The organism is Paraburkholderia phytofirmans (assembly GCF_046028095.1).
In the GTDB taxonomy this organism is placed as follows: Bacteria; Pseudomonadota; Gammaproteobacteria; order Burkholderiales; family Burkholderiaceae; genus Paraburkholderia; species Paraburkholderia phytofirmans_A.
Map to the genome: position 1 here is coordinate 448,641 of NZ_JAQQDJ010000002.1, position 25,057 is coordinate 473,697.

21 protein-coding genes and 1 pseudogene are annotated in these 25,057 nt (G+C 63.2%); 14 read left to right on the forward strand and 8 right to left on the reverse strand.

The window, feature by feature from the left end; translation table 11 throughout:
- The first annotated feature begins 62 nt into the window (after positions 1-62).
- The 3 genes from PQR54_RS06510 to lra1 are packed head-to-tail and all read left to right on the forward strand — an operon-like array spanning position 63 to position 3,434.
- Positions 63-1,391: an MFS transporter gene (locus tag PQR54_RS06510; RefSeq protein WP_408244584.1), complete on the forward strand. Its 1,329-nt coding sequence runs from the start codon at positions 63-65 to the stop codon at positions 1,389-1,391.
- Between the two features lie 36 nt (positions 1,392-1,427).
- A complete protein-coding gene (rhmD, locus tag PQR54_RS06515) occupies positions 1,428-2,606 on the forward strand; it encodes an L-rhamnonate dehydratase (RefSeq protein WP_408244585.1) in 1,179 nt (392 codons plus the stop codon).
- 45 nt (positions 2,607-2,651) lie between these two features.
- Positions 2,652-3,434 carry an L-rhamnose 1-dehydrogenase Lra1 gene (gene lra1, locus PQR54_RS06520; protein WP_408244586.1) on the forward strand — a complete coding sequence of 261 codons (783 nt, stop codon included), beginning with the start codon at positions 2,652-2,654 and terminating at the stop codon, positions 3,432-3,434.
- Between the two features lie 16 nt (positions 3,435-3,450).
- Here lra1 and PQR54_RS06525 read toward each other — a convergent pair whose 3' ends face one another.
- Entirely contained in the window at positions 3,451-4,452 is a 1,002-nt protein-coding gene (locus PQR54_RS06525) for a LysR family transcriptional regulator (RefSeq protein ID WP_408244587.1), read from the reverse strand.
- A 139-nt stretch (positions 4,453-4,591) separates the two neighbouring features.
- Here PQR54_RS06525 and rhaM point away from each other — a divergent pair, with 139 nt between their 5' ends.
- The 6 genes from rhaM to rhaS all read left to right on the forward strand — a co-directional run bounded on the left by rhaM (position 4,592) and on the right by rhaS (position 10,587).
- Positions 4,592-4,915: an L-rhamnose mutarotase gene (gene rhaM, locus PQR54_RS06530; protein ID WP_134464039.1), complete on the forward strand. Its 324-nt coding sequence runs from the start codon at positions 4,592-4,594 to the stop codon at positions 4,913-4,915.
- 67 nt (positions 4,916-4,982) lie between these two features.
- Positions 4,983-5,876 carry an amidohydrolase family protein gene (locus PQR54_RS06535; protein ID WP_408244588.1) on the forward strand — a complete coding sequence of 298 codons (894 nt, stop codon included), beginning with the start codon at positions 4,983-4,985 and terminating at the stop codon, positions 5,874-5,876.
- Between the two features lie 17 nt (positions 5,877-5,893).
- Positions 5,894-7,423 (forward strand): sugar ABC transporter ATP-binding protein, encoded by a 1,530-nt coding sequence (locus PQR54_RS06540; RefSeq protein ID WP_408244589.1) that lies wholly within the window; start codon positions 5,894-5,896, stop codon positions 7,421-7,423.
- On the forward strand, positions 7,420-8,478 hold the full coding sequence (locus PQR54_RS06545; protein ID WP_408244590.1) for an ABC transporter permease: 1,059 nt from the start codon (positions 7,420-7,422) through the stop codon (positions 8,476-8,478). Before PQR54_RS06540 ends, PQR54_RS06545 begins: the two co-directional genes overlap by 4 nt.
- Complete coding sequence (locus tag PQR54_RS06550) at positions 8,471-9,487, forward strand: ABC transporter permease (protein WP_012427536.1); 1,017 nt, start codon at positions 8,471-8,473, stop codon at positions 9,485-9,487. Before PQR54_RS06545 ends, PQR54_RS06550 begins: the two co-directional genes overlap by 8 nt.
- A 92-nt stretch (positions 9,488-9,579) precedes the next feature.
- Positions 9,580-10,587 carry a rhamnose ABC transporter substrate-binding protein gene (gene rhaS / locus PQR54_RS06555; RefSeq protein WP_408244591.1) on the forward strand — a complete coding sequence of 336 codons (1,008 nt, stop codon included), beginning with the start codon at positions 9,580-9,582 and terminating at the stop codon, positions 10,585-10,587.
- 163 nt (positions 10,588-10,750) lie between these two features.
- Here rhaS and PQR54_RS06560 read toward each other — a convergent pair whose 3' ends face one another.
- The 4 genes from PQR54_RS06560 to PQR54_RS06575 all read right to left on the reverse strand — a co-directional run bounded on the left by PQR54_RS06560 (position 10,751) and on the right by PQR54_RS06575 (position 15,899).
- A complete protein-coding gene (locus PQR54_RS06560; RefSeq protein ID WP_408244592.1) occupies positions 10,751-11,830 on the reverse strand; it encodes a porin in 1,080 nt (359 codons plus the stop codon).
- 53 nt (positions 11,831-11,883) lie between these two features.
- Positions 11,884-12,951, reverse strand: a complete 1,068-nt coding sequence (locus PQR54_RS06565) for an ABC transporter ATP-binding protein (RefSeq protein ID WP_408244593.1) — start codon at positions 12,949-12,951, stop codon at positions 11,884-11,886.
- The gene (locus tag PQR54_RS06570; protein ID WP_408244594.1) at positions 12,944-14,713 is read right to left on the reverse strand and encodes an ABC transporter permease; all 1,770 of its coding nucleotides are present in this window, start codon (positions 14,711-14,713) and stop codon (positions 12,944-12,946) included. The genes PQR54_RS06565 and PQR54_RS06570 overlap by 8 nt, the downstream gene beginning before the upstream one ends.
- A gap of 97 nt (positions 14,714-14,810) precedes the next feature.
- A complete protein-coding gene (locus PQR54_RS06575) occupies positions 14,811-15,899 on the reverse strand; it encodes an ABC transporter substrate-binding protein (protein WP_408244595.1) in 1,089 nt (362 codons plus the stop codon).
- A 37-nt stretch (positions 15,900-15,936) separates the two neighbouring features.
- On the opposite strand from PQR54_RS06575, the pseudogene PQR54_RS06580 reads away from it, so the two are divergent.
- Positions 15,937-16,290 (forward strand): annotated as a pseudogene (locus PQR54_RS06580) (response regulator); the annotation flags it as partial.
- Positions 16,291-16,660: 370 nt separating this feature from the next.
- On the opposite strand, the gene PQR54_RS06585 reads toward PQR54_RS06580, so the two are convergent.
- From PQR54_RS06585 to PQR54_RS06595, 3 genes are all read right to left on the reverse strand, one after another.
- A complete protein-coding gene (locus tag PQR54_RS06585) occupies positions 16,661-17,812 on the reverse strand; it encodes a CmpA/NrtA family ABC transporter substrate-binding protein (protein ID WP_408244596.1) in 1,152 nt (383 codons plus the stop codon).
- A 10-nt stretch (positions 17,813-17,822) separates the two neighbouring features.
- Positions 17,823-18,398 (reverse strand): ANTAR domain-containing response regulator, encoded by a 576-nt coding sequence (locus PQR54_RS06590; RefSeq protein WP_012427528.1) that lies wholly within the window; start codon positions 18,396-18,398, stop codon positions 17,823-17,825.
- Positions 18,399-18,579: 181 nt separating this feature from the next.
- Positions 18,580-19,821 (reverse strand): cyanate transporter, encoded by a 1,242-nt coding sequence (locus PQR54_RS06595; protein ID WP_408244597.1) that lies wholly within the window; start codon positions 19,819-19,821, stop codon positions 18,580-18,582.
- A 563-nt stretch (positions 19,822-20,384) separates the two neighbouring features.
- Between PQR54_RS06595 and PQR54_RS06600 the strand changes: the two genes are divergently transcribed.
- The 4 genes from PQR54_RS06600 (at position 20,385) to PQR54_RS06615 (ending at position 25,057) form a co-directional block, all read left to right on the forward strand.
- The gene (locus PQR54_RS06600) at positions 20,385-21,902 is read left to right on the forward strand and encodes a CoA-acylating methylmalonate-semialdehyde dehydrogenase (RefSeq protein ID WP_408244598.1); all 1,518 of its coding nucleotides are present in this window, start codon (positions 20,385-20,387) and stop codon (positions 21,900-21,902) included.
- Between the two features lie 199 nt (positions 21,903-22,101).
- Positions 22,102-23,283, forward strand: a complete 1,182-nt coding sequence (locus tag PQR54_RS06605; protein WP_408244599.1) for a GGDEF domain-containing protein — start codon at positions 22,102-22,104, stop codon at positions 23,281-23,283.
- 56 nt (positions 23,284-23,339) lie between these two features.
- A complete protein-coding gene (locus PQR54_RS06610; RefSeq protein WP_408244600.1) occupies positions 23,340-23,702 on the forward strand; it encodes a translation initiation factor Sui1 in 363 nt (120 codons plus the stop codon).
- A gap of 335 nt (positions 23,703-24,037) precedes the next feature.
- Positions 24,038-25,057, forward strand: coding sequence for an alcohol dehydrogenase (locus tag PQR54_RS06615; RefSeq protein WP_408244601.1), 1,020 nt, complete (start codon positions 24,038-24,040; stop codon positions 25,055-25,057).

Genomic DNA, 25,057 nt, shown 5'->3' on the forward strand with positions numbered 1-25,057 from the left:
GCGGTACACAAGATAAGAAAACGCAGAGCCGCCGACCGCGCGCGCTCTGCGAAGGAGACGACATGGAAACGCAGGCGCCCGTTTCACTCGAGGCGATCAACAGCAAGGTCATGCGACGGCTGCTGCCGTTTCTGCTGCTGATGTACGTGCTGGCGTTTCTCGATCGCGCCAATATCGGTTTCGCACAGAAGGCCTTGCAGCACGATACCGGCCTGTCGAATGCGGCGTTTGCGTTCGGTGCGGGCGTGTTCTTCATCGGCTATGCATTATTCGAAGTCCCGAGCAATCTGCTGCTGCATCGGGTCGGCGCGCGTGCATGGATGTGCCGGATCATGGTGACATGGGGGCTCGTGTCGGCAGCGATGTGCCTCGCTCATACGCCCACGGCTTTCTATACGCTGCGGTTTCTGCTCGGCGTCGCCGAGGCGGGTTTCTTTCCCGGCGTGATCTATTACCTCACGCACTGGTTTCCGCAATCGGCCCGGGCGCGCGCCGTGGGCGTGTTTTATTTCGGTGCGCCGCTGGCGTTTATTTTCGGCAGCCCATTGTCGGGCTCGCTCCTCGAATTGCACGGTGCACTCGGCCTGACCGGCTGGCAATGGCTCTTTCTGGTGGAAGGCGCGCTGGCTTCGGTGGTGGGCGTGTGGGCCTTCTGGTACCTCGACAATCGTCCCGAAGACGCGCGTTGGCTCGAACCGCAAGAGCGCGCCAGCTTGCGCGCGGCGCTCGACGAGGACGCGCTGCTCGCATCCGCTCACGGCCCGCATCGCATTCTCGCCGCGCTGGTGGATCGCCGCGTGTTGTTGCTGTCGGCGATCTATCTGCTGATCCAGATGAGCGTGTACGGCGTGATCTTCTATTTGCCGCAACAGGTGGCGGCATTCCTCGGCACGACGGTCGGCTTGCGTGTGGGACTCGTCGCCGCGTTGCCGTGGCTGTGCGCGCTGGCCGTGACCTGGTATGTGCCGCGGCGCGCGGATCGCACGGGTGCGCATCGGCGTTGGGCGGTGGCATTGCTGATCGTCGCCGGACTCGGCATCGGCGTGTCGGGACTCGTGCATAGCCCGCTGTTCGGCCTGCTCGCGCTGTGCTGCGCGGCGAGCGGTTTCATCGCGGCGCAGCCGCTCTTCTGGACCTTCCCCACGCGCTATCTCACAGGCGCCGCCGCGGCGGGCGGCATTGCATTGATCAATTCGCTCGGCGGACTTGGCGGCTTCATTGCGCCGAGCCTGCGCACCGCGGCGGAACACGCGTTTGCGTCGAGCTCGGCGGGACTGGTCGTGCTGGGCGTGTCGAGTCTGCTCGCCGCGCTGCTGATCGGCACGCTCCTGCGCCGCGATCCGGCCCAGTCGCACACAACTTTCGAAACCTTACTGCATCGCGCCCGCTAGGCGCTCGCTCGACGCACTCATAACGGAGCCCCATTCATGGCCATGCCTACCATCCGGCACGTGCGTGCCTTCATCGTCCGCGGCGGCGGTGCGGATTATCACGACCAACCCGGCGGACACTGGATCGACGATCACATCTCCACGCCAATGGCGCGTTATCCGGAGTATCGCCAGAGCCGCCAGTCATTCGGTATCAACGTGCTCGGCACGCTCGTGGTGGAGATCGAAGCAAGCGACGGCACCGTCGGTTTCGCGGTGACCACGGGCGGCGAGATCGGCGCGTTCATCGTCGAGAAACATCTCGCGCGTTTTCTCGAAGGTCAACTCGTGACCGACATCGAGAAGATGTGGGATCAGATGTACTTTTCGACTTTGTACTACGGCCGCAAAGGCGTGGTGCTGAATACGATCTCGGGCGTCGATCTCGCGTTGTGGGATCTGCTCGCGAAAGTGCGCAAGGAGCCGGTGTACCAGCTATTGGGAGGTCCGGTGCGCGACGAACTCGTGTTCTATGCAACCGGCGCGCGGCCCGATCTTGCGAAGGAAATGGGTTTCATCGGCGGCAAGCTGCCGCTGCAGCATGGTCCGGCCGAAGGCGAGGCGGGCCTCAAACAGAATCTGGAAAAGCTCGCGGACATGCGCAGCCGCGTCGGCGACGACTTCTGGCTGATGTACGACTGCTGGATGAGCCTCGACGTGCCGTATGCAACGCGGCTTGCGCAGGCGGCGCACGAATACGGCCTGAAATGGATCGAAGAATGCCTGCCGCCCGATGACTACTGGGGTTACGCCGAACTGCGCCGCAACGTGCCACGCGGCATGATGGTGTCGACCGGCGAACACGAAGCGACACGCTGGGGCTTTCGCATGCTGCTGGAAATGCAATGCTGCGATCTGATTCAACCGGATGTCGGCTGGTGCGGCGGCATTACCGAATTGATCAAGATCTCCGCGCTCGCTGACGCACACAATGTGATGGTGGTGCCGCACGGTTCATCGGTGTATAGCTATCACTTCGTGGTCACGCGGCACAACTCGCCGTTCGCCGAATTTCTGATGATGGCGCCGAAGGCCGACGAAGTCGTGCCGATGTTCACGCCGTTGCTGCTCGACGAACCGGTGCCTATAAATGGACGCATGAAGGTGCCGGACACACCGGGTTTTGGCGTGCGGCTGAATCCGGAATGCGCGTTGGTGCGGCCGTATCCGCGGTGATCGCGGGTAACCCGTCGCAAGGTAGAAACATAAAAGGAGAATGACGTGCTGCTCAAGGACAAGGTCGTGATCGTCACCGGCGGCTCGCGTGGTATCGGGCGCGCGATAGCGGTTGCATGCGCAAGCGAAGGCGCGGACGTGGCGATCAACTACTGGGGCGATAACGACGCATCGTATGGACGCCGTTCCGCGGTCGCGGAAGTGGTCGCCGAAATCGAGGCGCTGGGGCGGCGCGTGATTGCGATCGAAGGCAACGTCGCCGCGCGCGAAACCGGTCAGCAGTTAGTGCGCCATACGGTCGAAGCTTTCGGCAAAGTCGACGTGCTCGCCAGCAACGCCGGCATCTGTCCGTTCCACGCGTTTCTCGACATGCCGCCGGAGGTGCTGGAGTCGACGGTGGCAGTCAATCTGAACGGCGCGTTTTACGTCACGCAAGCCGCCGCGCAACAGATGAAGTTGCAGGGCACGGGCGGCGCGATCGTGGCGACGAGTTCGATCAGCGCGCTAGTGGGCGGCGGCATGCAAACGCATTACACGCCGACCAAGGCCGGCGTGCATTCGCTGATGCAATCCTGCGCGGTGGCTTTGGGACCGTACGGCATTCGCTGCAACTCGGTGATGCCGGGCACCATCGCCACCGACCTGAACGCGGAAGACCTCGCTGACGAAGCGAAGAAAGCCTACTTCGAAAAGCGTATACCGCTCGGCAGCCTGGGCCGTCCGGAAGATGTCGCCGATTGCGTGACGTTCCTCGCTTCCGACCGCGCGCGTTATGTGACGGGCGCGGCGTTGCTGGTGGACGGTGGTCTCTTCGTCAACCTGCAGTAACGCGCCGATGCCGATTTCAGTTCACGGGAGCCGAAGACACGATCACGCGTTCGACAGCGGCCGCGGTGGTGTCATCGGGCTTGAGCTTGCGCGAGAAACCGCGCAACAGGTCGATGAAACGCAGCGCCGGTTCGGCGAGCGGTTCTTCCTTGCGCGTGAGAATGCCGAAACCGGAGAGAGACTTGCCGATTTCGAGCGGCAATGCGACGAGCAATTTGCCGCGCAAATGATCGCGCACCACCGACTCGGGCAGCATCGCCACCGCATCGTAATTCTCGAGCAATTGCAGCGTGGCGAAGATCGACGCGCATTCGGTCAGATTCACCGGCGTGGCCAAGCCCGCGCGCGCGAGTTCTTCTTCGAACAGCACGCGCGCCGGACTGGTGACGGGCTGCGCCACCCACGGCCAGTCGATCAGTTCACGCAAGCTGAGGCGCGAACGCTGCGCAAGCGGATGCACCGACCGCACCACCAGCAACAACGTCTCGCGCGCGAGCGGCTCAAAACTGAAATCGTTGTGTTGCAGGGGACTTGTCAGCCGCCCGAGCGCCAGGTCGACTTCGCGGCGATGCAGCAATTGCACGACCTGGTCGCTGGTTTCGCCGAGAATGCGCACGTTCAGCAGCGGGCTCTCGGTTTTCAGCGCGGCGACCGCCATGGCGAGCAGATCAGGAGCGGCGCCCATGATCGCGCCGACCGTCAGTTGGCCGTGACCGCCGCGCCGTTTCACGTCGAGGTCTTCGGCGAAACGGGTCAGTTCGGCGAGCGCGCGCCGCGCGTAAGCCAGCGTGACGACGCCGAGCGGCGTGGGCGTCATGCCGCGCGCGTTGCGCTCGAACAGCAGAAAGCCGAACGCTTCTTCGATATCGCCGAGCATGCGGCTCGCGCTCGGCTGGGCCACGTTGACGGCCTCGGCGGCCTGATGGAGATTGCGCGCGTCGTCGAGCGCGACGAGCAGCGCGAGGTGTTTGAACTTGAGCCGATTGACGAGTGCGACGGTGGCTGAGTGTTGGCTCATGGGGCAGGTGCGATTCGGTTTGTGGATCGCCCAATCCCAACTTCGGATTGAGATGCTATCGACGCAGGAATTATAGTCGCATCAGACGCTTCCACGTTTCGCTGGAAAAGCGCCCGGATACGACGGGAGACAGGCCGCAATGGAGACAATCGCTTTCCGGATGGTGCTCAACCCCGGCATGCGCGAGGAATACGAACGACGTCATGCGCAAATCTGGCCTGAACTGGTTGACGCGTTGCACAACGCCGGCGTGCGCGACTATCGGATTTTCTTCGATCCCGACTCGAATCATCTGTTCGCCATCCTCACGCGGAACAGCCATCACACCATGGACGAACTGCCGCAACTCGACGTGATGCGCAAATGGTGGGATTACATGGCCGACATCATGCACACGGCCCCGGATCACACGCCGGTGCAGCAGCCGCTCGAACCGGTGTTCCATTTGAACTCGCTGAGTTGAATCGAGCTGATCCGATCCGACTGGATCTCAAACCTAGAAACGATTTTCACCGGACGGAGGATGTCGCATGCAGGTGGTCGATTCGCATATGCACTTGTGGGATCTGAAAACGCATCGCTATCCGTGGCTGGAAAACCCGGGCGTGTCGTTCGTGGGTGATGCGCGCGATCTGAAACACGACTACCTGCTCGACGATCTGCTCGGCGAAGCGGGCGATATTGAAGTACTGAAACTGGTGCACGTCGAAGCGAATCACGATCCCGCCGATCCGGTGGAAGAAACGCGCTGGCTGCAGTCGATTGCCGATCGCAAGGAATCGCGTGGCATGCCGAACGCGATCGTCGCCGCGGTGGATCTGTCCGCGTCGAATGCGCCGGCCGTGCTCGAAGCGCATGCGTCGTTCGCCAATACGCGTGGCATACGGCAGATTCTGAACGTGCATGAAAACAAGCTGTTCGATTACGTCGGCCGTCATTTCATGCGCGAGCCGCAGTGGCGCGAGCATTTCTCGTTGCTGCGCCGTTATGACATGTCGTTCGATCTGCAACTGTACCCGTCACAGATGGAAGAGGCGGCAGCGCTGGCGCGTACGCATGGCGATACGCAGTTCGTGATCAATCACGCGGGCATGTTCGTCGACCGCAGCAGCGTGGCCGGCTATCGCGCATGGCGCGAAGGCATGCGCTTGCTCGCGGACTGCCCGAATGTCGCCGTAAAAATCAGCGGACTCGCGATGTTCGATCATCGGTGGACTGTTGAAAGCCTGCGGCCTTACGTGCTCGAAACGATCGATACGTTCGGCGTCGAGCGCGCGATGTTCGCGTCGAACTTTCCGGTCGACCGGCTGTTCGGCTCTTACGCGGATTTGTGGCATGCGTATGCGTCGATTGTCGAGGGCGCGAGCGTCGCCGAAAAAGAAGCCTTGTTTTGCCGCAACGCGGAACGTTGCTACCGGATTTAGAAAGAAGGAGACACGCAGTGCAGCAACCCACATCCGCTGTGCCGAGGCTCGAATTGCGGCATGCGAGTAAATCATTCGGGCGGGTTCGCGCGCTATCCGACGGCGATCTCGCGCTCTGGCCCGGCGAAGTGCATGCGTTGCTCGGCGAAAACGGCGCGGGCAAATCGACGCTCGTGAAGATTCTCGCGGGCGTGCATCAACCGGACACCGGCGAGCTGCTGGTGGACGGCGAGGCGCGCCGCTTCGCGACGCCCGCCGAGGCACGCGACGCCGGGCTCGCGGTCATCTATCAGGAACCGACGCTGTTCTTCGACCTGTCGATCGCGGAGAACATCTTCATGGGACGGCAGCCGGTGGACCGCATCGGCCGGATTCAGTACGACGCGATGCGCCGCGAAGTGGACGGCTTGCTGGCGTCGCTCGGTGTCGATCTGCGCGCCGATCAACTGGTGCGCGGTTTGTCGATTGCCGATCAGCAGGTGATTGAAATTGCCAAGGCGTTGTCGCTGAACGCGAACGTGCTGATCATGGACGAACCCACGGCGGCGTTGTCGCTGCCGGAAGTGGAGCGGCTCTTCACCATCGTGCGCAAACTGCGCGAGCGTGATGTGGCGATCCTTTTCATCACGCACCGTCTCGACGAAGTATTCGCGCTGACACAACGCGTCACGATCATGCGCGACGGCGCAAAAGTATTCGACGGTTTGACCGCCGATCTCAACACGGAAGCGATCGTTGCCAAAATGGTCGGCCGCGATCTGGAGACGTTCTATCCCAAGGCCGAACGGCCGCCTGGCGAAGTACGGCTGTCGGTGCGCGGCCTCACGCGCGTCGGTGTTTTCAAGGACATTTCCTTCGACGTCCGCGCAGGCGAAATCGTCGCGCTCGCCGGACTGGTCGGCGCGGGGCGCAGTGAAGTCGCGCGGGCGATCTTCGGCATCGATCCGCTCGATTCGGGCGAAATCTGGATCGCCGGCAAACGTCTCACCGCGGGGCGGCCTGCAGCCGCCGTGCGCGCCGGGCTCGCACTGGTGCCGGAAGATCGCCGGCAGCAAGGGCTCGCGCTGGAATTGAGCATTGCGCGCAATGCGTCGATGACGGTGCTCGGCCGGCTCGTCAAACACGGGCTCATCTCCACGCGCAGCGAGACGCAGCTCGCCAATCAATGGGGCACGCGCCTGCGTCTGAAGGCGGGCGATCCCAGCGCGCCGGTCGGTACATTGTCGGGCGGCAATCAGCAGAAGGTCGTGCTCGGCAAATGGCTGGCCACCGGACCGAAAGTATTGATCATCGACGAACCCACGCGCGGCATCGACGTCGGCGCCAAGGCCGAGGTGTATAGCGCGCTCGCTGAACTGGTGCGCGACGGCATGGCAGTGCTGATGATTTCGAGCGAATTGCCGGAAGTGCTCGGGATGGCAGACCGCGTGCTGGTGATGCACGAGGGGCGTATCAGCGCGGATATAGCGCGCGCCGACGCCGACGAAGAACGCATCATGGGCGCCGCGCTCGGCCAACCCATTCCACCGCTGGGGCACGCCGCATGATGCGCCATTCTTCCACTCATCCCGCGCCGGTACAGGCGCCGGTCCCGAAGCGCGCGGCGAGTTCGCCGGGCGGCTTCGCGGCGAGCATCGCGAAGAGCCGCGAGACGACGCTCTTCGTCGTGCTGGTTCTGTTGATCGTGGGCACGGGGCTCGCGAAGCCGCAGTTCCTGAATCTGCAGAATCTGCGCGACGTGCTGTTGAACGTGTCGATCATCAGCTTGCTGACGGCCGGCATGACCGTCGTGATCCTGATGCGCCACATCGATCTCTCCGTCGGCTCGACGGTCGGCATCAGCGCGTATGCGGTCGGCAGTCTGTATGTCGCGTTTCCGCATATGCCGGTGCTCGTCGCGTTGGCGGCGGGGCTCGCAATCGGTCTCGTGGCGGGCACCATCAACGCGCTGCTCGTTGCGGTGGGGCGCGTGCCATCGCTCGTCGCCACGCTGTCCACGCTGTACATTTTTCGCGGCGCGGACTACGCGTGGGTGCACGGCGGACAGATCAACGCAACCAGTTTGCCCGATGCGTTTTCCCGTCTAGCCACCGGCACCTTGCTCGGCATCCCGACGCTCGCGCTGATCGCGGTCGTCGTGCTGATCGGTCTCGCTGTCTATCTCAAGCAGTTTCGCGGCGGCCGCGAACACTACGCGATCGGCTCGAATCCGGAGGCGGCGCGTCTGGCCGGCGTGAACGTCGAACGTCGCGTGATGGCGGGTTTCCTGCTGTCCGGTGCGATTGCCGGCTTTGCCGGCGCATTGTGGCTGGCCCGCTTCGGCACCGTGGATGCGAGCACCGCGAAGGGCATCGAGTTGCAGGTGGTGGCCGCCGCCGTGGTAGGCAGCGTCGCGATCACGGGCGGTGTCGGTACGATACTCGGCGCGACGCTCGGCGCGCTCGTGCTCGGCGTGATCAGCATCGCGCTAGTGGTGCTGCACGTGTCGCCGTTCTGGGAGCAGGCTATCGAAGGCGCGCTGATCGTCGCCGCGATTACCGCGGATACCTTGCTGGCCCGCTCCGTCGCCAAACGCATGATGAGGAAACGCGATCATGGCTAAACCCGATTCCGCGCTGCTCACGCGCAAACGCGAAACGCCGCTGCAATGGGAAGTGCTGCTGGTGATCGTGCTGATTCTCTCGCTCGCACTCGGACGCTTGCTGTCGCCGGTGTTTCTGACCGGCGCGAATCTGAGCAACGTGCTAGCCGATTTGACTGAGATCGCGTTGATGGCGCTGCCGATGACGCTGATCATCGTCGCCGCAGAAATCGATCTGTCGGTGGCGTCGGTGCTCGGCGCATCCAGTGCGCTGATGGGCGTGCTGTGGCACATGGGCTTGCCGATGCCGCTCGTGATCGTGCTGGTGCTGGTGGCCGGCGCGTTGGCCGGCTTGCTGAACGGCCTCGTGATCGTCAAGCTCAATCTGCCTTCGCTCGCGGTCACGATCGGCACGCTGGCGCTGTTTCGCGGCCTCGCCTATGTATTGCTCGGCGATCAGGCGGTGGCGGATTTCCCGCCCGCTTATACCGCGTTCGGCATGGACACGCTGGGCGGGAGTTTTATTCCGTTGCCGTTTGTCATCGTGATCGTCGGCGCGATTGTGTTTACCGTGCTGCTGCAATCCACGGCGTTCGGCCGTAGTCTCTACGCGATCGGTGCGAATCCGACCGCCGCGGCATTCTCCGGTATCGAAGTAGCGAAGATCCGCTTGCGGCTATTCGTGCTGTCCGGCGCAATGAGCGCGCTGGCAGGCGTCGTCTATACGCTGCGCTTCACCAGCGCGCGCGGCGACAACGGCGAAGGTTTCGAATTGTCGGTGATCGCGGCGGTGCTGTTCGGCGGCGTGAGTATTTTCGGCGGACGCGGTTCGATGATCGGCGTGCTGCTGTCGCTTCTGATTATCGGCGTGCTGAAAAATGCGCTCACGCTCGACGACGTATCCAGCGAAACGCTCACCATCGTCACCGGCGTGCTGCTGCTTGCGTCGGTGCTGATACCGAATCTGGTGGCCCGCTGGCGCGCGGCGCGCGACCGGCGTTTCATCGCGAAGTCCGCTTCTTCCCTTTAACGTCCTTAGCAATGCCTGTGTCTGAAAAGAGAAAGTCCAACAACCGATAACCCGGACAACACCACGTCCAACAACAAGGCAGGAGACACTCTATGTTCAAACCTCTACGTCACACCGGCACCGCGGCGCTGTGCGTCGCGTTGCTCGCGATCAGTTGCGCCGCGTCCGCCGCGGACCTGAAAAGCGGGCTGAAAATCGCATTCGTGCCGAAGCAGATCAACAACCCCTACGAAGTGATCGCCGACGAGGGCGGCATGGCCGCAATCAAGGAGTTCAAGGGCGTGGGCAAAGCGGTGGGGCCGTCGGACGCGGGTGCTTCGTCGCAGGTTCAATACATCAACACGCTGATCACGCAGCGGCAGGACGCGATCGTGATCGCCGCCAACGACGCCAACGCGGTCGTGCCGTATCTGAAGAAAGCGATGTCGCAAGGCATCAAGGTCGTGACCTTCGATTCGGACACGGCGCCCGAGGGCCGTCAACTGTTCGTCAACCAGGCGAACGCGGAAGGCATCGGCCGGGGGCAGGTTCAACTGGTCGCGAAGCTGATGGGCGGCGAGGGCGAATTCGCGGTGCTGTCAGCCACGCCCAACGCGACGAATCAGAACACCTGGATCAAGTGGATGCAGGAGGAGCTGAAAAAGCCCGAGTATTCGAAGATCAAACTCGTGAAGATCGCTTACGGTAACGACGACGATCAGAAGTCGTTCACCGAAACTCAGGGCCTGTTGCAGGCGTATCCGAATCTGAAGGCGATCGTCGCGCCGACCACGGTGGGTATTGCGGCTGCCGCGCGTTATATCTCGACTTCGTCGAGCAAAGGCAAGGTGGCGGTGACCGGTCTCGGCACGCCGAACCAGATGCGCGCGTTCGTGAAAAATGGCACGGTGAAGGCATTCCAGTTGTGGGATCCGGGCCAACTCGGTTACCTGGCTGCGTATGCAGCGGCAGCGCTGTCGTCGGGCACGATCAGCGGCAAGGAAGGCGAGTCGTTCGACGCCGGCAAGCTCGGTAAACGCACCATTGGGCCGCAAGGCGAAATCATTCTCGGACCGCCGACCACGTTCGATTCGAGCAATATCGATAACTTTAATTTCTGAGCGGTCTGGCAAAGCAGGAAACGCGAGGCGCGTGGGCGATGCAACCGTCCATGCGCCTCGCGTTTTTTTCAGCGTGTCTTGATTCGAGAAAACCCTGCTTTGCAGGTAGGGGAATTCATCACGCGCCCGCTTCGCCTCCACCCGACCTGGCGAGCGAAAAACTTCAGAAGCGCTGCTGTATCCCCACCGTAACCCCCGCCTGCGTATCCGCCGCGCCGGTCAAATCGCGCGACACACTCACTGCGTTGCCATGCTTCGCCATCGCATAGCCACCCGCCAGGTACAGCGACGTGCGTTTCGACAGTGCGTACTGTGCGCGCAGCGAGAACAGCGTCGGATCGGCATCGCTCGCGTCCTTGATGTCCTGGTGATAGATCGCGGCGCTCAGCGTGAGCGCCGGCGTTATTTCGTATTGCCCGCCGATCCAGTACATCTCGCTACGTAGCGCCGGCGTGGCGGTACGGAACGCACGCCGGTAGTTTCGATAGCCGGCCATCGCCTTGACCTGGCCGAAGTCATAGCTCAGACCCGCATGCATGCCCTGAATGTAGTCAGTGGTGTCCGCCGGCGTGACGCTGTTGTTCGCGCCGTTCTGCCGGTCGAAAGTGGCGACCGCAGCGAACGGCCCGTTTTCGTAGCCGAGACCGAAATCATATTTGGCACTCGTCTTCATGCTGCCGGGCACATTGCCGAACCCGTACATCGCACCGAACTTGAAGCCGGAGAACGTGCCGTCGTAACGCACCGCGTTGGTCGAGCGCACGAATATGAGGTCTCGCCGGCCGCCCGTTGCCGTCGATGAAATGACCCACGAGTAGTTTGGCCCGTAACCCATCGGGTCGAACGGCAACACGTAGTCGAACGTGGTGGTGAAATTGCGGCCGAGCGTGACTTGCCCGAAGCGGTTTTTCAGACCGATGAGCGCGCGGCGGGCGAAGATCGCGCCAGGGCCATCGTCGAACTGACCGTTCGCGGCGTTGATGCCGCTCTCCAGTTGAAACAACGCCTTGAGTCCACCACCGAGATCCTCGACGCCGCGCAAACCCCAGCGCGAGTTGTTCCGGCCGCCCGACACGAAACGCACGGCGTCGCTGCCGGGGATGGCATGGTTCACATATTCGATGCCCGTGTCGACGATGCCGTAAATGGTCACGCTCGACTGCGCCTGTGCGCCGCCGGCGGCAATGCCGGCGAATCCAGCGCAGGTCACGCCGAAAGTCGCTTTCTTCATGCTTATGTTCATCACCCGTCTCCTGCGGTTAGTTCTTTTTGCTTCGGTCCGGTTGCGGCGCGCGCTCAACTCGCCTGTGCGAACGCCCAGCAGTCGTTGGCGGGGAACTCGATCCAGTGCCGGCCGGCCGCGCGCGGCACATGGCCGAAGGCGCGCAGACGCAACTCGCCGCAATGGAACAGGTATTCCCAGCGGTCGCCGAGATACATCGACGTGACGAGTTCGGCTTCGAGCCGGTTCGCGCCTGGACCGTCGGCGACCTGCACGCGTTCGAGGCGAATCACGGCATGCGCGTGCTGTCCGGCAGTCAGCGCTTCGCGCGCTTGCGCCTGCAGTTGCCAGCCGTCGCCGGCAAGCGTCACGCGCTCGCCGTCGACGGCCGCCACGCGTGCCTCGATGCGGTTGTTGCTGCCCATGAATTCGGCGGTGTAGAGCGAGCGGGGCGCGCCGTACAGTTCGGCTGGCGTGCCTTCCTGTTCGATGCGGCCGTTGCGCAGCAACAGGATGCGGTCGGACATCGCCATCGCTTCGGTCTGGTCGTGCGTCACGCACAACGCCGAAAGCCCCAGTGACACGATCAGCTCGCGCAACCACGCGCGCGCTTCTTCGCGCAGCTTGGCGTCGAGATTGGAGAGCGGCTCGTCGAGCAGAATCACCGGCGGGTTGTAGACGAGCGCCCGCGCAATCGCGACACGCTGTTGCTGGCCGCCGGAGAGCTGGTACGGATAGCGCGCGGCAAGATGGCCAAGACCGAGCTGGTCGAGCGCGGCCTGGACGCGCTTCTTCTGTTCAGCGGCGGTGACGCGCCGCAGCTTCAATCCATAGCCGACGTTCTCGGCCACCGTGCGATGCGGCCACAGTGCATACGACTGGAACACGAGCCCGAGCGAGCGCTGCTCGACCGGCAGATCGACACGCGTGGCGGCGTCGAAAAACGCCTTGCCGTCCAGTTCGATGCGTCCCGCCGACGGTTGTTCGAGACCGGCCACCGCGCGCAGCAGCGTGGTCTTGCCGCTGCCCGACGCGCCCAGCAGGCAGACCACTTCACCGGGGTTCAGCTCGAAAGACACGCCCTTGAGAATCGGGTTGTCGCCGTAGCTTAGAAAGAGATTGTCGACCGAGAGCTTATCCATGCAATTTCACTCCGAAGCGCAGCGCGACGCCGAGCCCGGCGCCGACCATCGCGATGTTGATGACAGAAAGCGCCGCGACCTGATCGACCGCGCCGGTCGCCCACAGCGACACCAGCAGCGCGCCGATCACTTCGGTGCCGGGCGAGAGCAGATAGACGGCGGTCGAGTACTCGCGCTCGAAGATCATGAAAATCAGCAGCCATGCCGCGAGCAAACCGAAGCGCACGAGCGGCAGCGTCACATCGAGACTCACGCGTGCACGTGTGCCGCCGACGCTGCGTCCCGCTTCTTCGAGTTCGGGGCCGACCTGCAGCAGCGCGCTCTGAATCAGACGCATGCCGTACGCGAGCCACACGACCGTGTACGCGATCCAGATGCTCCACATGGAGTTCTTCAGTTCCTTCAGTCCCGGCACGAAGAGAAAGATCCACAGGAACGCGAGACCGGCGAGCAACCCCGGTACCGCGCGCGGCAACAGCACGAGGTAATCGAGCAGACGCGTGGCCCAGTCGTTGCGGCGATGGCCAGCAAATGCCACCAGCGAATAGAAGCCCACCGCCAGCGCCCCGCCGATCACGCCGATGCCGAGCGTGTTCAGAATCGCGCGCACCAGGTTGTCCTGCTCGAACAGTTCGATGAAGTTGGCGAGCGTGAGCACTTCGGCGAGATGCACGCCTTGCCCCCAGTTGGTGACGAACGCGCGCAACGTGATGCCGGAGATCGGCACGAAGACCGTCAGCAGCAGCCATAGCGCCACGATAGCGAGCGCGACCCAGCGCCACGCGCCGAGCGGCAGCACGGTCTGGCGTCCCGCCTTGCCCTTGACCGTGACGAAGCGGTTCGCGCTCTTCAGGAGCCGCCGTTGCAGCAGCACGAGCGGGAATGTGATCGCGACGATGCACATCGCGACCGCGGCCATCAGGTGATAGGAAGGCACGCCGAGCTTGTTGGTGAGCTTGTAGAGATACGTGGCCAGCACGAGGTGTCCTTCGGGATCGCCGAGCACGAGCGGCAGGCCGAACACTTCGAAGCCCAGGAAAAACACCAGCACGCCGGCGAATAGCAGCGCGGGCAGCGTCATCGGCAGACTGACGTCGAGCGCGACGCGAAACGGCCGCGCGTCGGCGACACGCGCCGCTTCCTCGACGTCCGAGCCGAGATTGCGCAGCGCCGCCGATGAATACAGATACACATGCGGCACATGCGTGAGGCCGACGATCACCGTGATGGCGAACACCGAGTAGACGGTCCACGGCGCTTCGGCGGTGCCGAACAGCTCCATCCACCAGACCGAATAGAAGCCGACCGGGCCGGCCGCGACGACGTAGCCGAAGGCGAGCACCATCGGCGAGACGAACACGGGTGTGAGCAGCAGCGGTTCGAGCCAGCGACGGCCGGGCAGGTCGGTGCGCACCATCAGGAACGCGAGAATGCCGCCGAGGGGAATCGAGATGAAGAGCATTCCGGCTGCAATGACAAACGAGTTTTTCAGTGCGGACCAGAAGTCCGGGTCGCTGAAAATGAATCCGAAACCGGCGAGGCCGAAGCTGCGCTTCGCGTCGAAGAACGGCGCGTTCAGCACGCTCTGCAACAGGATGAAGCCGAGCGGCAGCGCCACCGCCACGGTCAGCACCGCGATGACGAGCCAGCGCAGCAGCCCCATGAACGGCTCAAGTGCGCCGCGCGGTATCGCTTCGTTGGAGCGGCCGTTTGCCGCGTGTGATTGCGCGGCGCGGTGTCCGGTTGCGCTAGTGGAAGGCATGAGGGTCCCCCTGCGGCACGCTGGCCGCATATCGACAGGTATGGAAAGAAGGGCCGCCGCGCGTCAGTGCGGCCGCGTGCGTGTCAAACGCAAATGGCTAGCGCTTGATCGACTGTTGCCACTGCTTGAGGAATTCGAGCCGCTTCGACTGATCGAGATAGACCAGCAGGTCCGCGCCGATCGGGACTGGTTTGAGCGAATTGCCGAGTTGCTTCGTGAGGCCCGCCATCGACGTTTCGCCTTCCATGTCGGCGCGAATCGAGAACAGGTTCGCCTGTTTCGCCAGCAACGTCTGGCCGCGTTGCGAGAGCAGGTAGTCGACCCACAGCTTCGCGGCGTTCGGGCTTTGCGCTTTCTTCGAAATCGTCACGAGCCGGCTCGCCACCAGCGTGTAGTCCTTCGGGTAGACATAACCGATCGACGGATCTTTCTTCGCCTTGGTCAGCGCATACGAGCCGAGAATGTTGTAGCCGATCAGGTTCTCGCCCGAGGAGATGCGCTCCATCATCGCGCCCGTGCTCGATTGCAGCTTCGGACCGGTGGCACCGATGGCCTTGACCAGATCCCACGTAACCCGCGGGTTGACGCGTGCGTCCTGGGTCAGATAGTTGAAGCCGACGCCGGACTTTTCGATGTCGTAAGTTGTGACGCGGCCTTTGAACTTGTCGGGTTTGGCTTGCAGCAGTTTGATCAGATCGGCGCGCGTTTGCGGCACGTCGCCGGCCGGCACGAGGCGTTTGTTGTAGACGATCGCGAGCGGCTCGTACGTGGTGCCGTACGCCTGCTTCTGATACTGCGCCCACTGCGGCAACTGCTTTGCTTCGGGCGATTCGTAAGTGGTCATCAGGCCGTCGTTGACGAGCTTGATCTGCAGGTCCATGGCCGAGCTCCACAGCACGTCGGCGCTAGTGCTGCTGGCCGCGTTTTCGCTGATATAGCGGTTGTACAGCTCGGTGCTGTTCATGTCGTTGTATTCGACTTTGACGCCGTAGAGGCTTTCAAAATCCTTGATGAGTGAACGCACCAGCGCGGTGTCGGTGACCGAGTAGACGATCAGCTTGCCTTCCTTTTTCGCGCCGTCGATCGTGGCCTGGTAATCGTTGGGGTAACCGGATGGAAGGGCCGCCCACGCTGAATTTGCTGCGAATGCGACAGCGACGGTTAGGGCCTTGAAGATGGTTTGCACGTCGTCCTCCAGATAATTTGGTGTTGGTTTTGTGTAGGTGAATGAAGACAGTCCGATCACGTCCCGCTTGCTCACCAGCGCGCTGACCAGCGAGACACTCGCCGTCGACTGCATGCACGAACGCGAATCCGCCGGCCACGGGTTGCGCACTCAGGACTATGCGCTGGTGATTCTCGACATCGGCTTGTCGAGGCTTGACGGAACTGGAAGTGCTGCGCCGTTTTCATTCACGTCGCAATGCAGTGCGACGTGCTGATACTCAACGCGCACGGCTCGGTGGGAGAGCGCGTGCGCGCTCTCGATCCCGGTACCGACGACTGTTTTCGCCAAGCCATTCTCGCTCACGAACCTGGGTGCGCGCGCACGTGCGCTGCTACGTCGCAGCCACGGCGATATCGATGTCGCGATGGATAGGGTGACTAACGATCGCCAGAGAGAGGGGGCATTCAAGGCGGCTGAATCGCGCTTTGCAGCAGGCGGGGCGTAGCGTGCGGTGGTTGCTCTTGCTGTCGCGGCTCGATGCGGACAGAGGCTATACACTCGGGCATGCGGCGGTGCCGCTTCATATGGTCACGCGCAGCGTGACGCTCGACTGATTGCCGCTTAGCACGCTCGCTCGGTATCGGTCCCGTTTTCGAGCAGGACGTGCGTGTGGAAGTGGCAGCCAGATCAATCTGCTAGCTGCTAGCGGAACGGGGCGGCGCGGCAATCTGATCGATAACGCCATGCGGCGTTACTCAGCCACTTAACGACCCAACCACTCAGCGGCGAATCGAAAAGCGCTGTGCGTAAGCAGTCGGTGACGTACCGTCGCCCCACGTTTCGCCGTCAATCAAAACCTGAGAAACACCTCGTTCCGGCACAGCCACGTTCACAGCGACGGCCGCCTCGCGATACAACTGCGTCTGGTTGATTCGCGCGGCAATGTCCGCATAATCCGCGCGCGCGTCGATCATGCCCCAGCGTTCGAACTGCGTGAGAAACCACGCGCCTTCGAACTTATGCGGGTAGTTGACAGCGCCGTTGTCGAAGAAGCGCATGGGTAGACCACCCGGCGCGGAAGCGGCAATCTGCTTGCCCAGACGCGCCGCAATTAACGTTTCGTCGATGCCGACATACTCGGGCCGCGCGAGCCAGCGCGCGATTTCCTCGCGATGCCCCGCGCCGTCGAGCCAGCGGCACGCTTCGAGCATGGTCTGCACGAGCGCGCGCGCGGTATTCGGATTCGCGCTGACAAAATCGCGCCGGCATGCCAGCACTTTGTCGGGATGATCCGGCCACACTTCGCTCGTATAAGCGATCGTTCTGCCGACACCTAACGCTTCCGCCTGCGCGTTCCAGGGATCGCCGACACAGAGGCCGTCGAGTCTGTCTTCGGCGAGCGCCGCGACCATTTGCGGCGGCGGAATCGCCACGCTCTCGATCTCGCGCAACGGATCCACGCCTTGTGACGCGAGCCAGTAGTACAGCCACATCGCGTGCGTGCCGGTCGGGAAGGTTTGCGCGAAGACCGGTTTGCGGCCGAGCGTCGCGAGCGCCTTGGGCAGCGTGCCGTGTTCTGCGAGCGCATCGGCGAGACGGTTCGACAGCGTGATGGCCTGGCCGTTGCGGTTCAGCACCATCAGCACGGCCATCTCCGTTTGCGGTCCGCCAAGGCCGAGTTGCACGCCGTAGACGAGTCCGTAGAGCGCGTGGGCCGCATCCAGATCGCCTGACAGCAGTTTGTCCCGCACGGCGGCCCACGACGGCTGACGCGACAACTCCAGCGTGAGGCCGTGCGCATGACCGAATTCGAGCAGCTTGGCGGCGACGAGCGGCGCGGCGTCCGAAAGCGCTACGAAACCGAGCCGTAAATGAGTCTTCTCGAGTGGCCCCGATGCGGACGTGGTGGCGAGTGAAGTAGGAGAGTTCATGGACGGCGCTTCATTTGAGCGAGTCAGCCGCCGCGACGATGGCGCGCGCGACCTCGGCGAGTTTGACGCCCTGGTTCATCGCGCGTTTGCGCAGGTTGGCGTAGGCGGCGTGTTCGGTGATTTTCTGCTGATCCATCAGGATGCGTTTGGCCCGATCGATCAGCTTGCGCTCGGCGAGTTCGTTCTCGACTTGCGCGAGACGTTCGCGCAACTGCGATTCCTGTGCAAAACGCGCGAGCGCGACTTCGAGGATCGGCGCGAGACGCTCGGTCGCGAGACCTTCGACGAGATAGGCCGTGACGCCCGCGCCGACGGCGTCGCGAATCAATTGCTGGTTGGCGTCGTGGCTGAACATCAGCACCGGACGCGGCGCGGTGGCGTTCATCACGGCAAGCTGTTCGAGCGTGTCGCGCGACGGCGATTCCGTATCGATGATGATGACGTCCGGCCGCTCGCTCTGCACCACCCGATGCAGCGCTTGTGGCGTGGCTGTGCTCGCCAGCATCTCGTAGCCGAGGCGGGCAAGGGCGTCGCGGAGGTCGCCGATGGGCTTATCGGTGTCGGTTACGAGGAGAACGCGCAGCATGGAGTGGGATTTTATCGACGGCTAGCTAACCATAAAGCAACGGTTATGCCAAGCGACCCATGCGACGGCGAAACGAAAGCAATCACAGACTTAGCGGCTGCACGGACAGCCGCCGCTGCACCTGCGCGGGGCACGCCCGGCCGATGCACCGAAGCGGCGCATGGCGGCGCGGCTCACCTCATCAGTGCCACTCGCCGTAACTGCGGGGCGAGAACAGAAAACCGACCGCGATCATCGCGACGACGCAGCCGGCCAGCATGATCCACGCGACGCTGAAGCTCCCGCTCCAACCTCGCGCGACGCCGGCCACGACCGGCGCGATAGCCGCCACGATGAAGCCGACGCCCTGGGTGAACGCGACGAGCTTGCCGGCCACACGATGGTCGGCCGAATGATCCATGGCGGTCACGAGCGTCAACGAGAAAGTCCCGCCCAGTCCCGCGCCAGCCAGGCCGACCCACAGCAAAGGCGCGGCGTCGGGCCAGACGATCAAGCCGAGCAGACCGGCCAGTTGCACGGCGAGGCCGAGCGTGAGCCACGGCCGGCGATCGCGGAACGACGCCGCCGCGAGCGGCAGCAACATGGCCGCGGCGGCCTGGAACACCGTCATGCCTGCCAGCAGCGAACCGCTTGCCGCGACGCTCACGCCGCGCTGCTGGTAAAACGCCGGCAGCCACGCGACGAGACTCGTATAGCCGCCGTTGACGATGCCGAAGTAGAGGCCGAGTGTCCATGCACGCCGCGTGCGCCACAGCGAAAGGGTGGCGGCATTCGTGGAAGCAGCGTGAGCGGCGGCGCTGTTCGAAGAGGACTGCCGGTTCAACGCCCCCCAGCAGAGCAGCGCGACGCAAGCCGGAAGCGCCCACACCGCGAGCCCCGCATGCCATGACTGCGCCGCGCGACTCACCCACGGACTCAAACTCGCGCCCAGGCCGCCGCCGCCCATCATGGACGCGGAGAACACGCCCATGGCGAGCGGCACGCGCGCATGAAAGCGCTGCTTCATCACGACGGGCAGCAGCGCCTGGATCGCCGCGACGCCCACGCCAGCGAGCAACGCCGTGGCGAGCAGCGCCGCGCCGCTCGACGCCGTCCACCGCGCCGCGCAGGCCAGCGCGATGGCCAGCAAGCCGAGCGCGACACCGCGTGTTTCGCCGATCGTGCGAGTCAGCGCACCCGCGCCGAATGCACCGATGCCCATCGCGACGACCGGCAGGCTGGTCAGCAACGACGCGCCGTAGAAGCTGAGGCCGGTTGCGGCGCGGATCGTCGTCATCAAAGGGCTGATCGATGTGAGCAGCGGGCGCAGATTGATGCCGATCACGACGATCGCCGCCAGCCAGACAACGTCCTGCCACTTCAGCGCCGTGGCGGCGTGGCGAGCGGGAGTGCGGGTCGGGTTGGCGCTGGAGGGCGAATTCACAATGGTCCTGGTGGAGAGGGATGGCAGCGTTAAAAACCGTGCGAGGCCCGGTTTTGGTCAACCATAATAACAAAAAATGGTTAACCATTTTCGTGATGCCCGGTATAACGCGAAGCCCTTTGCGAGCGCTCGCCGCTCTACCTTCCACCCGGATAGCTATTGCAGATACCGCACGATGAGCCGCGTGGCCTCGTCGACGAGCGCTGCGAACGCTTCGTTCGAAAGACTTTCGGCATGGTGCACGACCGCTGTATGCGTCGCTCCATGACGGCGCTCATGAGCGCCTCTTTGCCAAAGAAACCCCTGAGACGAGTGTGTCCTGAATCTCGGTATGACTGGCGCGTGCGTTCATGGCTGCAGGTCAAGCGTTAGCTGAAACTCGATTTGTTCCTGCTACGCAAGACTGTTTGTCGGACGAGGGTGTTCGAAATCCTAATCAATGCGCCTACATTGGCGTCTATCGGAGCGGTCGGCGCGATCGGTATTGCAGCCGGACAACCCACGTTCGAAGACATGAGGGTGCGCGGCGCGAACAGCGCCCGTATCCCGCGATAGGAGCAGACATGAGCGAAGGAAATCAAGGCGCTGTGCGCGAGTTGAGCCATTTCATCGACGGCCGACGTGCCGCTGGCGCGAGCGGGCGGTTCGGCGACGTATACGATCCGGCGCAAGGCCGCGTGGCGGCTCGCGTGCCGGTCGCAAGCTCAGCGGAAGTCGACGCGGCCGTCGCCGCCGCGAAGGCCGCGTTCCCGGCCTGGAGCGAAACCGCGCCGCTCAAGCGCGCCCGTTTGATGTTCAAGTTCAAGGAACTGCTCGAAGCGCATTCGGACGAACTCGCCGAGCTCATTACGCGCGATCACGGCAAGCTGCTTTCGGACGCGAAGGGCGAGGTAGTGCGCGGCATCGAAATCGTCGAATTCGCGTGTGGCATTCCGAGCCTGCTCAAGACCGACTTCACCGATCAGATCAGCGGCGGCATCGACAACTGGAACCTACGTCAGCCGCTCGGCGTGGCGGCCGGCGTCACGCCCTTCAATTTCCCGATGGTGGTGCCGTGCTGGATGTTCGTGATGGCAGCGGCATGCGGCAACACGTTCGTGCTCAAGCCCTCGGAGCGCACGCCGTCGGCATCGATCCGGCTGGCCGAGCTGTTCATCGAGGCGGGCTTTCCCAAAGGCGTCTTCAATGTCGTGCATGGCGGCAAGGCCGTCGTCGATGCGCTGATCGAACATCCCGACGTGGCCGCGATATCTGTCGTCGGCTCGACGCCGGTCGCGGAATACATCTACAGCGAAAGCGCAAAGCGTGGCAAGCGGGTGCAGGCGTTGGGCAGTGCGAAAAACCATCTGGTGGTCATGCCAGATGCCGATCTCGATCAGGCGGTCGATGCGCTGATCGCGTCGTCGTACGGCTCGGCGGGCGAGCGCTGCATGGCGACCTCGGTCGCGGTGGCGGTAGGGCGTATTGGCGACGAGCTGATCGAGCGACTCGCGCCGCGCGTGCGCTCGCTCAGGATCGGCGGCGGCATGGAGCCGGATCTGGACATGGGGCCGCTCATCAGCGCCGCGCATCGCGCCAAGGTGTTGGGCTATATCGATGCGGGCGTGGCGGCGGGCGCGAGACTCGTCGTCGATGGTCGCGGCCATAGCGTGCCCGGCCACGAAGAAGGCTTCTTTCTCGGCGGCTCGCTGTTCGACGACGTGAAACCCGATATGAGCATCTATCGGGAAGAGATTTTCGGGCCGGTCCTGTCGGTTGTCCGCGTGCCGGATCTCGCGAGCGCGATAGCACTCGTCAATGCGCACGAACTGGGGAACTGCGTATCGCTCTTTACATCCGACGGCGGCGCGGCGCGCGCATTCTCCCGGCAGATTCAGATCGGCATGGTGGGCATCAACGTGCCGAGTCCGGTGCCGCCGGCGTGGCATTCGTTCGGCGGCTGGAAGCGCTCGCTGTTCGGGGATCATCACGCATACGGCGAGGAAGCCGTGCGTTTTTATACGCACTACAAGAGCGTCATGCAGCGCTGGCCGGACAGCATCGCCAAAGGCGCGGAATTCGCGATGCCTGTGGCGCATTAAGCCGGTCTGGGCGTTGCGACGCCTCTCTCTACTGCATTGGCAAGCCGCTCGCCGACGGGCTCCCTCGCCCGCGCGACGAGCGGGGCCCGAAGAGGGCGGTTGCCGAGCTTCAGCCCTGCCAATCATCATGCCGTAGAAATTTTCAGCGTAAAATGCCGCTGCCACCGCGATATGCCGGTGTAAAGCTCTCCCGTCAGCGATGCATGTCGATCTCCTTACCCTCTATTTCCTCGCCATCGGAACGCTCCTCGCCAGTTCCGCGATGACCCTCTGGGAGCATCGAACTCATCCCCGCCGAAGCAGGGAATTAAGGATACTGGCAGCCGGCTACGCCACTCTCGCAATCGGCTGTGCCTTCGCTTTGTTTCGTCGCGATCTGCCCGGCGCGATGGGCTCGGGCTTGAGCAACTTCGTGATTGTCGGCGGCTATCTGTTGATCCTGCGCGGCGTTGCATCCCTGAATGGCCGGAAATACGATGCGGCTTCGATTGCCATGCTCCTTCTGGTCGCGCTGACATGGGCCGTATGGGGCGCGCGCTGGCAGGACGTCTTATGGAACTACGTGAGTGCGATTCCAATCGCGGTGGCTTCCTGCCTGACCTCGCGCGAACTGCTGCGAAGCGACGGGATGAAATCGCTGAAGTCGCGGCACATCGCCGTGATGGTGTCGGGCGGGCATGGGCTCTTCTATGCCGCCAGAGCATTCGTGTTGCCCTGGTTGGGGACGTCGTATGGGCAAGATCTGCTGTCCGTCGTCAGCAAAATCACGATGTACGAGGGCGTGCTGTATTCGGTCGTTCTGCCGATGACCTTGCTGACGCTCATTCGCGAAGAAACGCATGGCCGGCTGCTGCAGGAATCGCAAACGGATTATCTGACCGGTCTTGGCAATCGCCGATGGTTTTTCGAAGAGGGCGCGCGCGTCATGCGCGAAGTTGGCGTATCGCGGCCCGTTTCACTGCTTGCCTTGGATCTCGATCACTTCAAGCGGATCAATGATCGATACGGTCACGAGACGGGTGACGCGGTTCTGAAGTCGTTCGCGGCAATTACGCGCAGCGTGACGGGGCCCGAAGCGATGCTTGCCCGCATCGGCGGAGAAGAGTTTGCTGCCTTGCTGCCTGGCCATGACAGCCTGCGTGCCGAAGAAGTGGGCGATGCCATTGTTCGACGTTTCGCGGGAACCGTCTTGCACAGGATTAACGACGTCGACATACGAGCCACGGTCAGCATCGGCCTCGCGCAGCAGTCTGGAAGCGAAGCGCCCACGCTCGCGGACCTGCTGGCAGCCGCCGACCAGGCGTTATACCGCGCGAAGTCGCTGGGCGGTAACCGGCTTGAAATGGTGCGGACCGCCGTGCGCGGCACGGCCACCTGCTGATGGCGTTGCCTAATGCGTCGCGCTTCCCGACTTAAGTGTCTTTGAGTAAGCCAATCATGAAAAGTAGTTCGAAAGGCGGCCTTGTCTATTCCACCGACAGTGGGCGAATGTGTCCCGAATGCAGCCGGGCACTCGCGCAATGTGTCTGCAAGACGGTCGCCAAAACACGGGTGATGGGCGATGGCGTGGTGCGAGTGTCTCGGGAAACCAAGGGCCGCGGCGGGAAAAGCGTGACGCTCGTGAAGGGGCTCGCGCTCGATCCTCTAGCCCTGGCCTCGCTAGGCAAGCAGTTGCGCACGGCCTGCGGTTCAGGCGGGACGGTCAAGGATGGCGTGATCGAAGTGCAGGGCGATCATTGCGAGCGAGTCGTCGAGGCACTAAAGAAGGCTGGCCACGACGCGAAGCGGGCCGGGGGTTAAAACCCAGCGCTTGAACGAGCTTCGCCACCTGCGGATCGATTTCCGAATTGAGTGCTCGCGCCCGCGCCCACAGCCACAGGCTGGCACCCGACGCGGTTCGCAGACCTGGAAAGCGGCTTTTTTTAACGCCAATCACGTTGAACTCGCCCACCCCGATTCCGATTGCACGACCCGTTCCAAACAGACTCAACGCCGCTCGCAAGATCGGCGAGGCCGGGTCGCGCCGCCGAAAATTTGGCGTAAGCTGAGCGCTTGACCGGAGGGCGACGTCGAAGGCAAATCTGCGAACCGGGCTCGGTCAACTCGCGTTCGTCTCTTGCATAAGGAGGAAAGCGATGCGGACGATGAAGGCAGTGCAGGTGGCAAAGGCTGGCGGGCCCCTGGAACTCGTCGAACGGGACGTGCCGGAACCGGGCGCCGGACAGGTGCTCATCAAAATCCAGGCGTGCGGTATTTGCCACAGTGACGTGTTGACGAAAGAAGGGCAGTGGCCGGGTCTCGAATATCCGCGGGTGCCTGGACACGAGATTGCAGGCGTCATCGATACGGTCGGCGCGGGCGTGGAAGGATGGACGGCGGGGCAGCGCGTCGGCGTCGGCTGGCACGGCGGACATTGCGGCCGGTGCGAGCATTGCCGTCGCGGCGATTTTGTTTTGTGTAAGCACGCACTCGTGCCTGGCATCAGCTACGACGGCGGCTATGCCGAGTTCATGGTGGCCCCGGTCGAAGCGCTGGCGCGCATTCCAGATGATCTTTCCGATGTCGATGCCGCACCGCTTCTGTGCGCAGGCATCACGACATTCAACGCGCTGCGCAACAGCGGCGCGCGCGCCGGGGATGTAGTCGCCGTGCTCGGCATCGGCGGACTCGGCCACCTCGGCGTGCAGTTCGCGCGAAAGATGGGATTCGTCACGGTCGCCATCGCGCGCGGGCAGGACAAGGCAAGTCTCGCGAAAGAGCTGGGCGCTCATCACTACATCGACAGCACGGCGGCGAACGTCGCAGAAGCGCTGCAGGCGCTGGGCGGCGCTCGCATCATTCTTGCAACCGTCACCAGCGGCAAGGCAATGAGCGCCGTGGTGGGCGGCCTGGGATTGAACGGCAAGCTGATCATGGTCGGTCTCTCCGAAGAGCCCGTCGAGGTGCCGATCGCGCAGTTCATCATGGGGCGCAATTCGGTGCAAGGCTGGCCGTCTGGTACGTCAGCGGATTCTCAGGACACGCTCGCCTTCAGCGCCCTATCGGGCATCAAGCCGATGATCGAAGAATTCCCGCTAACCAAAGCCGCCGACGCCTACGACCGGATGATGAGCGGCGCTGCACGATTCAGGGTTGTGCTCAACACGGGCCAATAA

What these genes read in the sequence shown, in the direction of transcription:
- PQR54_RS06510 (WP_408244584.1), top strand. Translation starts at nt 63, where the DNA reads ATGGAAACGCAGGCGCCCGTTTCACTCGAGGCGATCAACAGCAAGGTC.
- rhmD (WP_408244585.1), top strand. Translation starts at nt 1,428, where the DNA reads ATGGCCATGCCTACCATCCGGCACGTGCGTGCCTTCATCGTCCGCGGC.
- PQR54_RS06525 (WP_408244587.1), bottom strand. Translation starts at nt 4,452, where the DNA reads ATGAGCCAACACTCAGCCACCGTCGCACTCGTCAATCGGCTCAAGTTC.
- rhaM (WP_134464039.1), top strand. Translation starts at nt 4,592, where the DNA reads ATGGAGACAATCGCTTTCCGGATGGTGCTCAACCCCGGCATGCGCGAG.
- PQR54_RS06535 (WP_408244588.1), top strand. Translation starts at nt 4,983, where the DNA reads ATGCAGGTGGTCGATTCGCATATGCACTTGTGGGATCTGAAAACGCAT.
- PQR54_RS06545 (WP_408244590.1), top strand. Translation starts at nt 7,420, where the DNA reads ATGATGCGCCATTCTTCCACTCATCCCGCGCCGGTACAGGCGCCGGTC.
- PQR54_RS06550 (WP_012427536.1), top strand. Translation starts at nt 8,471, where the DNA reads ATGGCTAAACCCGATTCCGCGCTGCTCACGCGCAAACGCGAAACGCCG.
- rhaS (WP_408244591.1), top strand. Translation starts at nt 9,580, where the DNA reads ATGTTCAAACCTCTACGTCACACCGGCACCGCGGCGCTGTGCGTCGCG.
- PQR54_RS06560 (WP_408244592.1), bottom strand. Translation starts at nt 11,830, where the DNA reads ATGAACATAAGCATGAAGAAAGCGACTTTCGGCGTGACCTGCGCTGGA.
- PQR54_RS06565 (WP_408244593.1), bottom strand. Translation starts at nt 12,951, where the DNA reads ATGGATAAGCTCTCGGTCGACAATCTCTTTCTAAGCTACGGCGACAAC.
- PQR54_RS06570 (WP_408244594.1), bottom strand. Translation starts at nt 14,713, where the DNA reads ATGCCTTCCACTAGCGCAACCGGACACCGCGCCGCGCAATCACACGCG.
- PQR54_RS06585 (WP_408244596.1), bottom strand. Translation starts at nt 17,812, where the DNA reads ATGAACTCTCCTACTTCACTCGCCACCACGTCCGCATCGGGGCCACTC.
- PQR54_RS06590 (WP_012427528.1), bottom strand. Translation starts at nt 18,398, where the DNA reads ATGCTGCGCGTTCTCCTCGTAACCGACACCGATAAGCCCATCGGCGAC.
- PQR54_RS06600 (WP_408244598.1), top strand. Translation starts at nt 20,385, where the DNA reads ATGAGCGAAGGAAATCAAGGCGCTGTGCGCGAGTTGAGCCATTTCATC.
- PQR54_RS06605 (WP_408244599.1), top strand. Translation starts at nt 22,102, where the DNA reads ATGCATGTCGATCTCCTTACCCTCTATTTCCTCGCCATCGGAACGCTC.
- PQR54_RS06610 (WP_408244600.1), top strand. Translation starts at nt 23,340, where the DNA reads ATGAAAAGTAGTTCGAAAGGCGGCCTTGTCTATTCCACCGACAGTGGG.
- PQR54_RS06615 (WP_408244601.1), top strand. Translation starts at nt 24,038, where the DNA reads ATGCGGACGATGAAGGCAGTGCAGGTGGCAAAGGCTGGCGGGCCCCTG.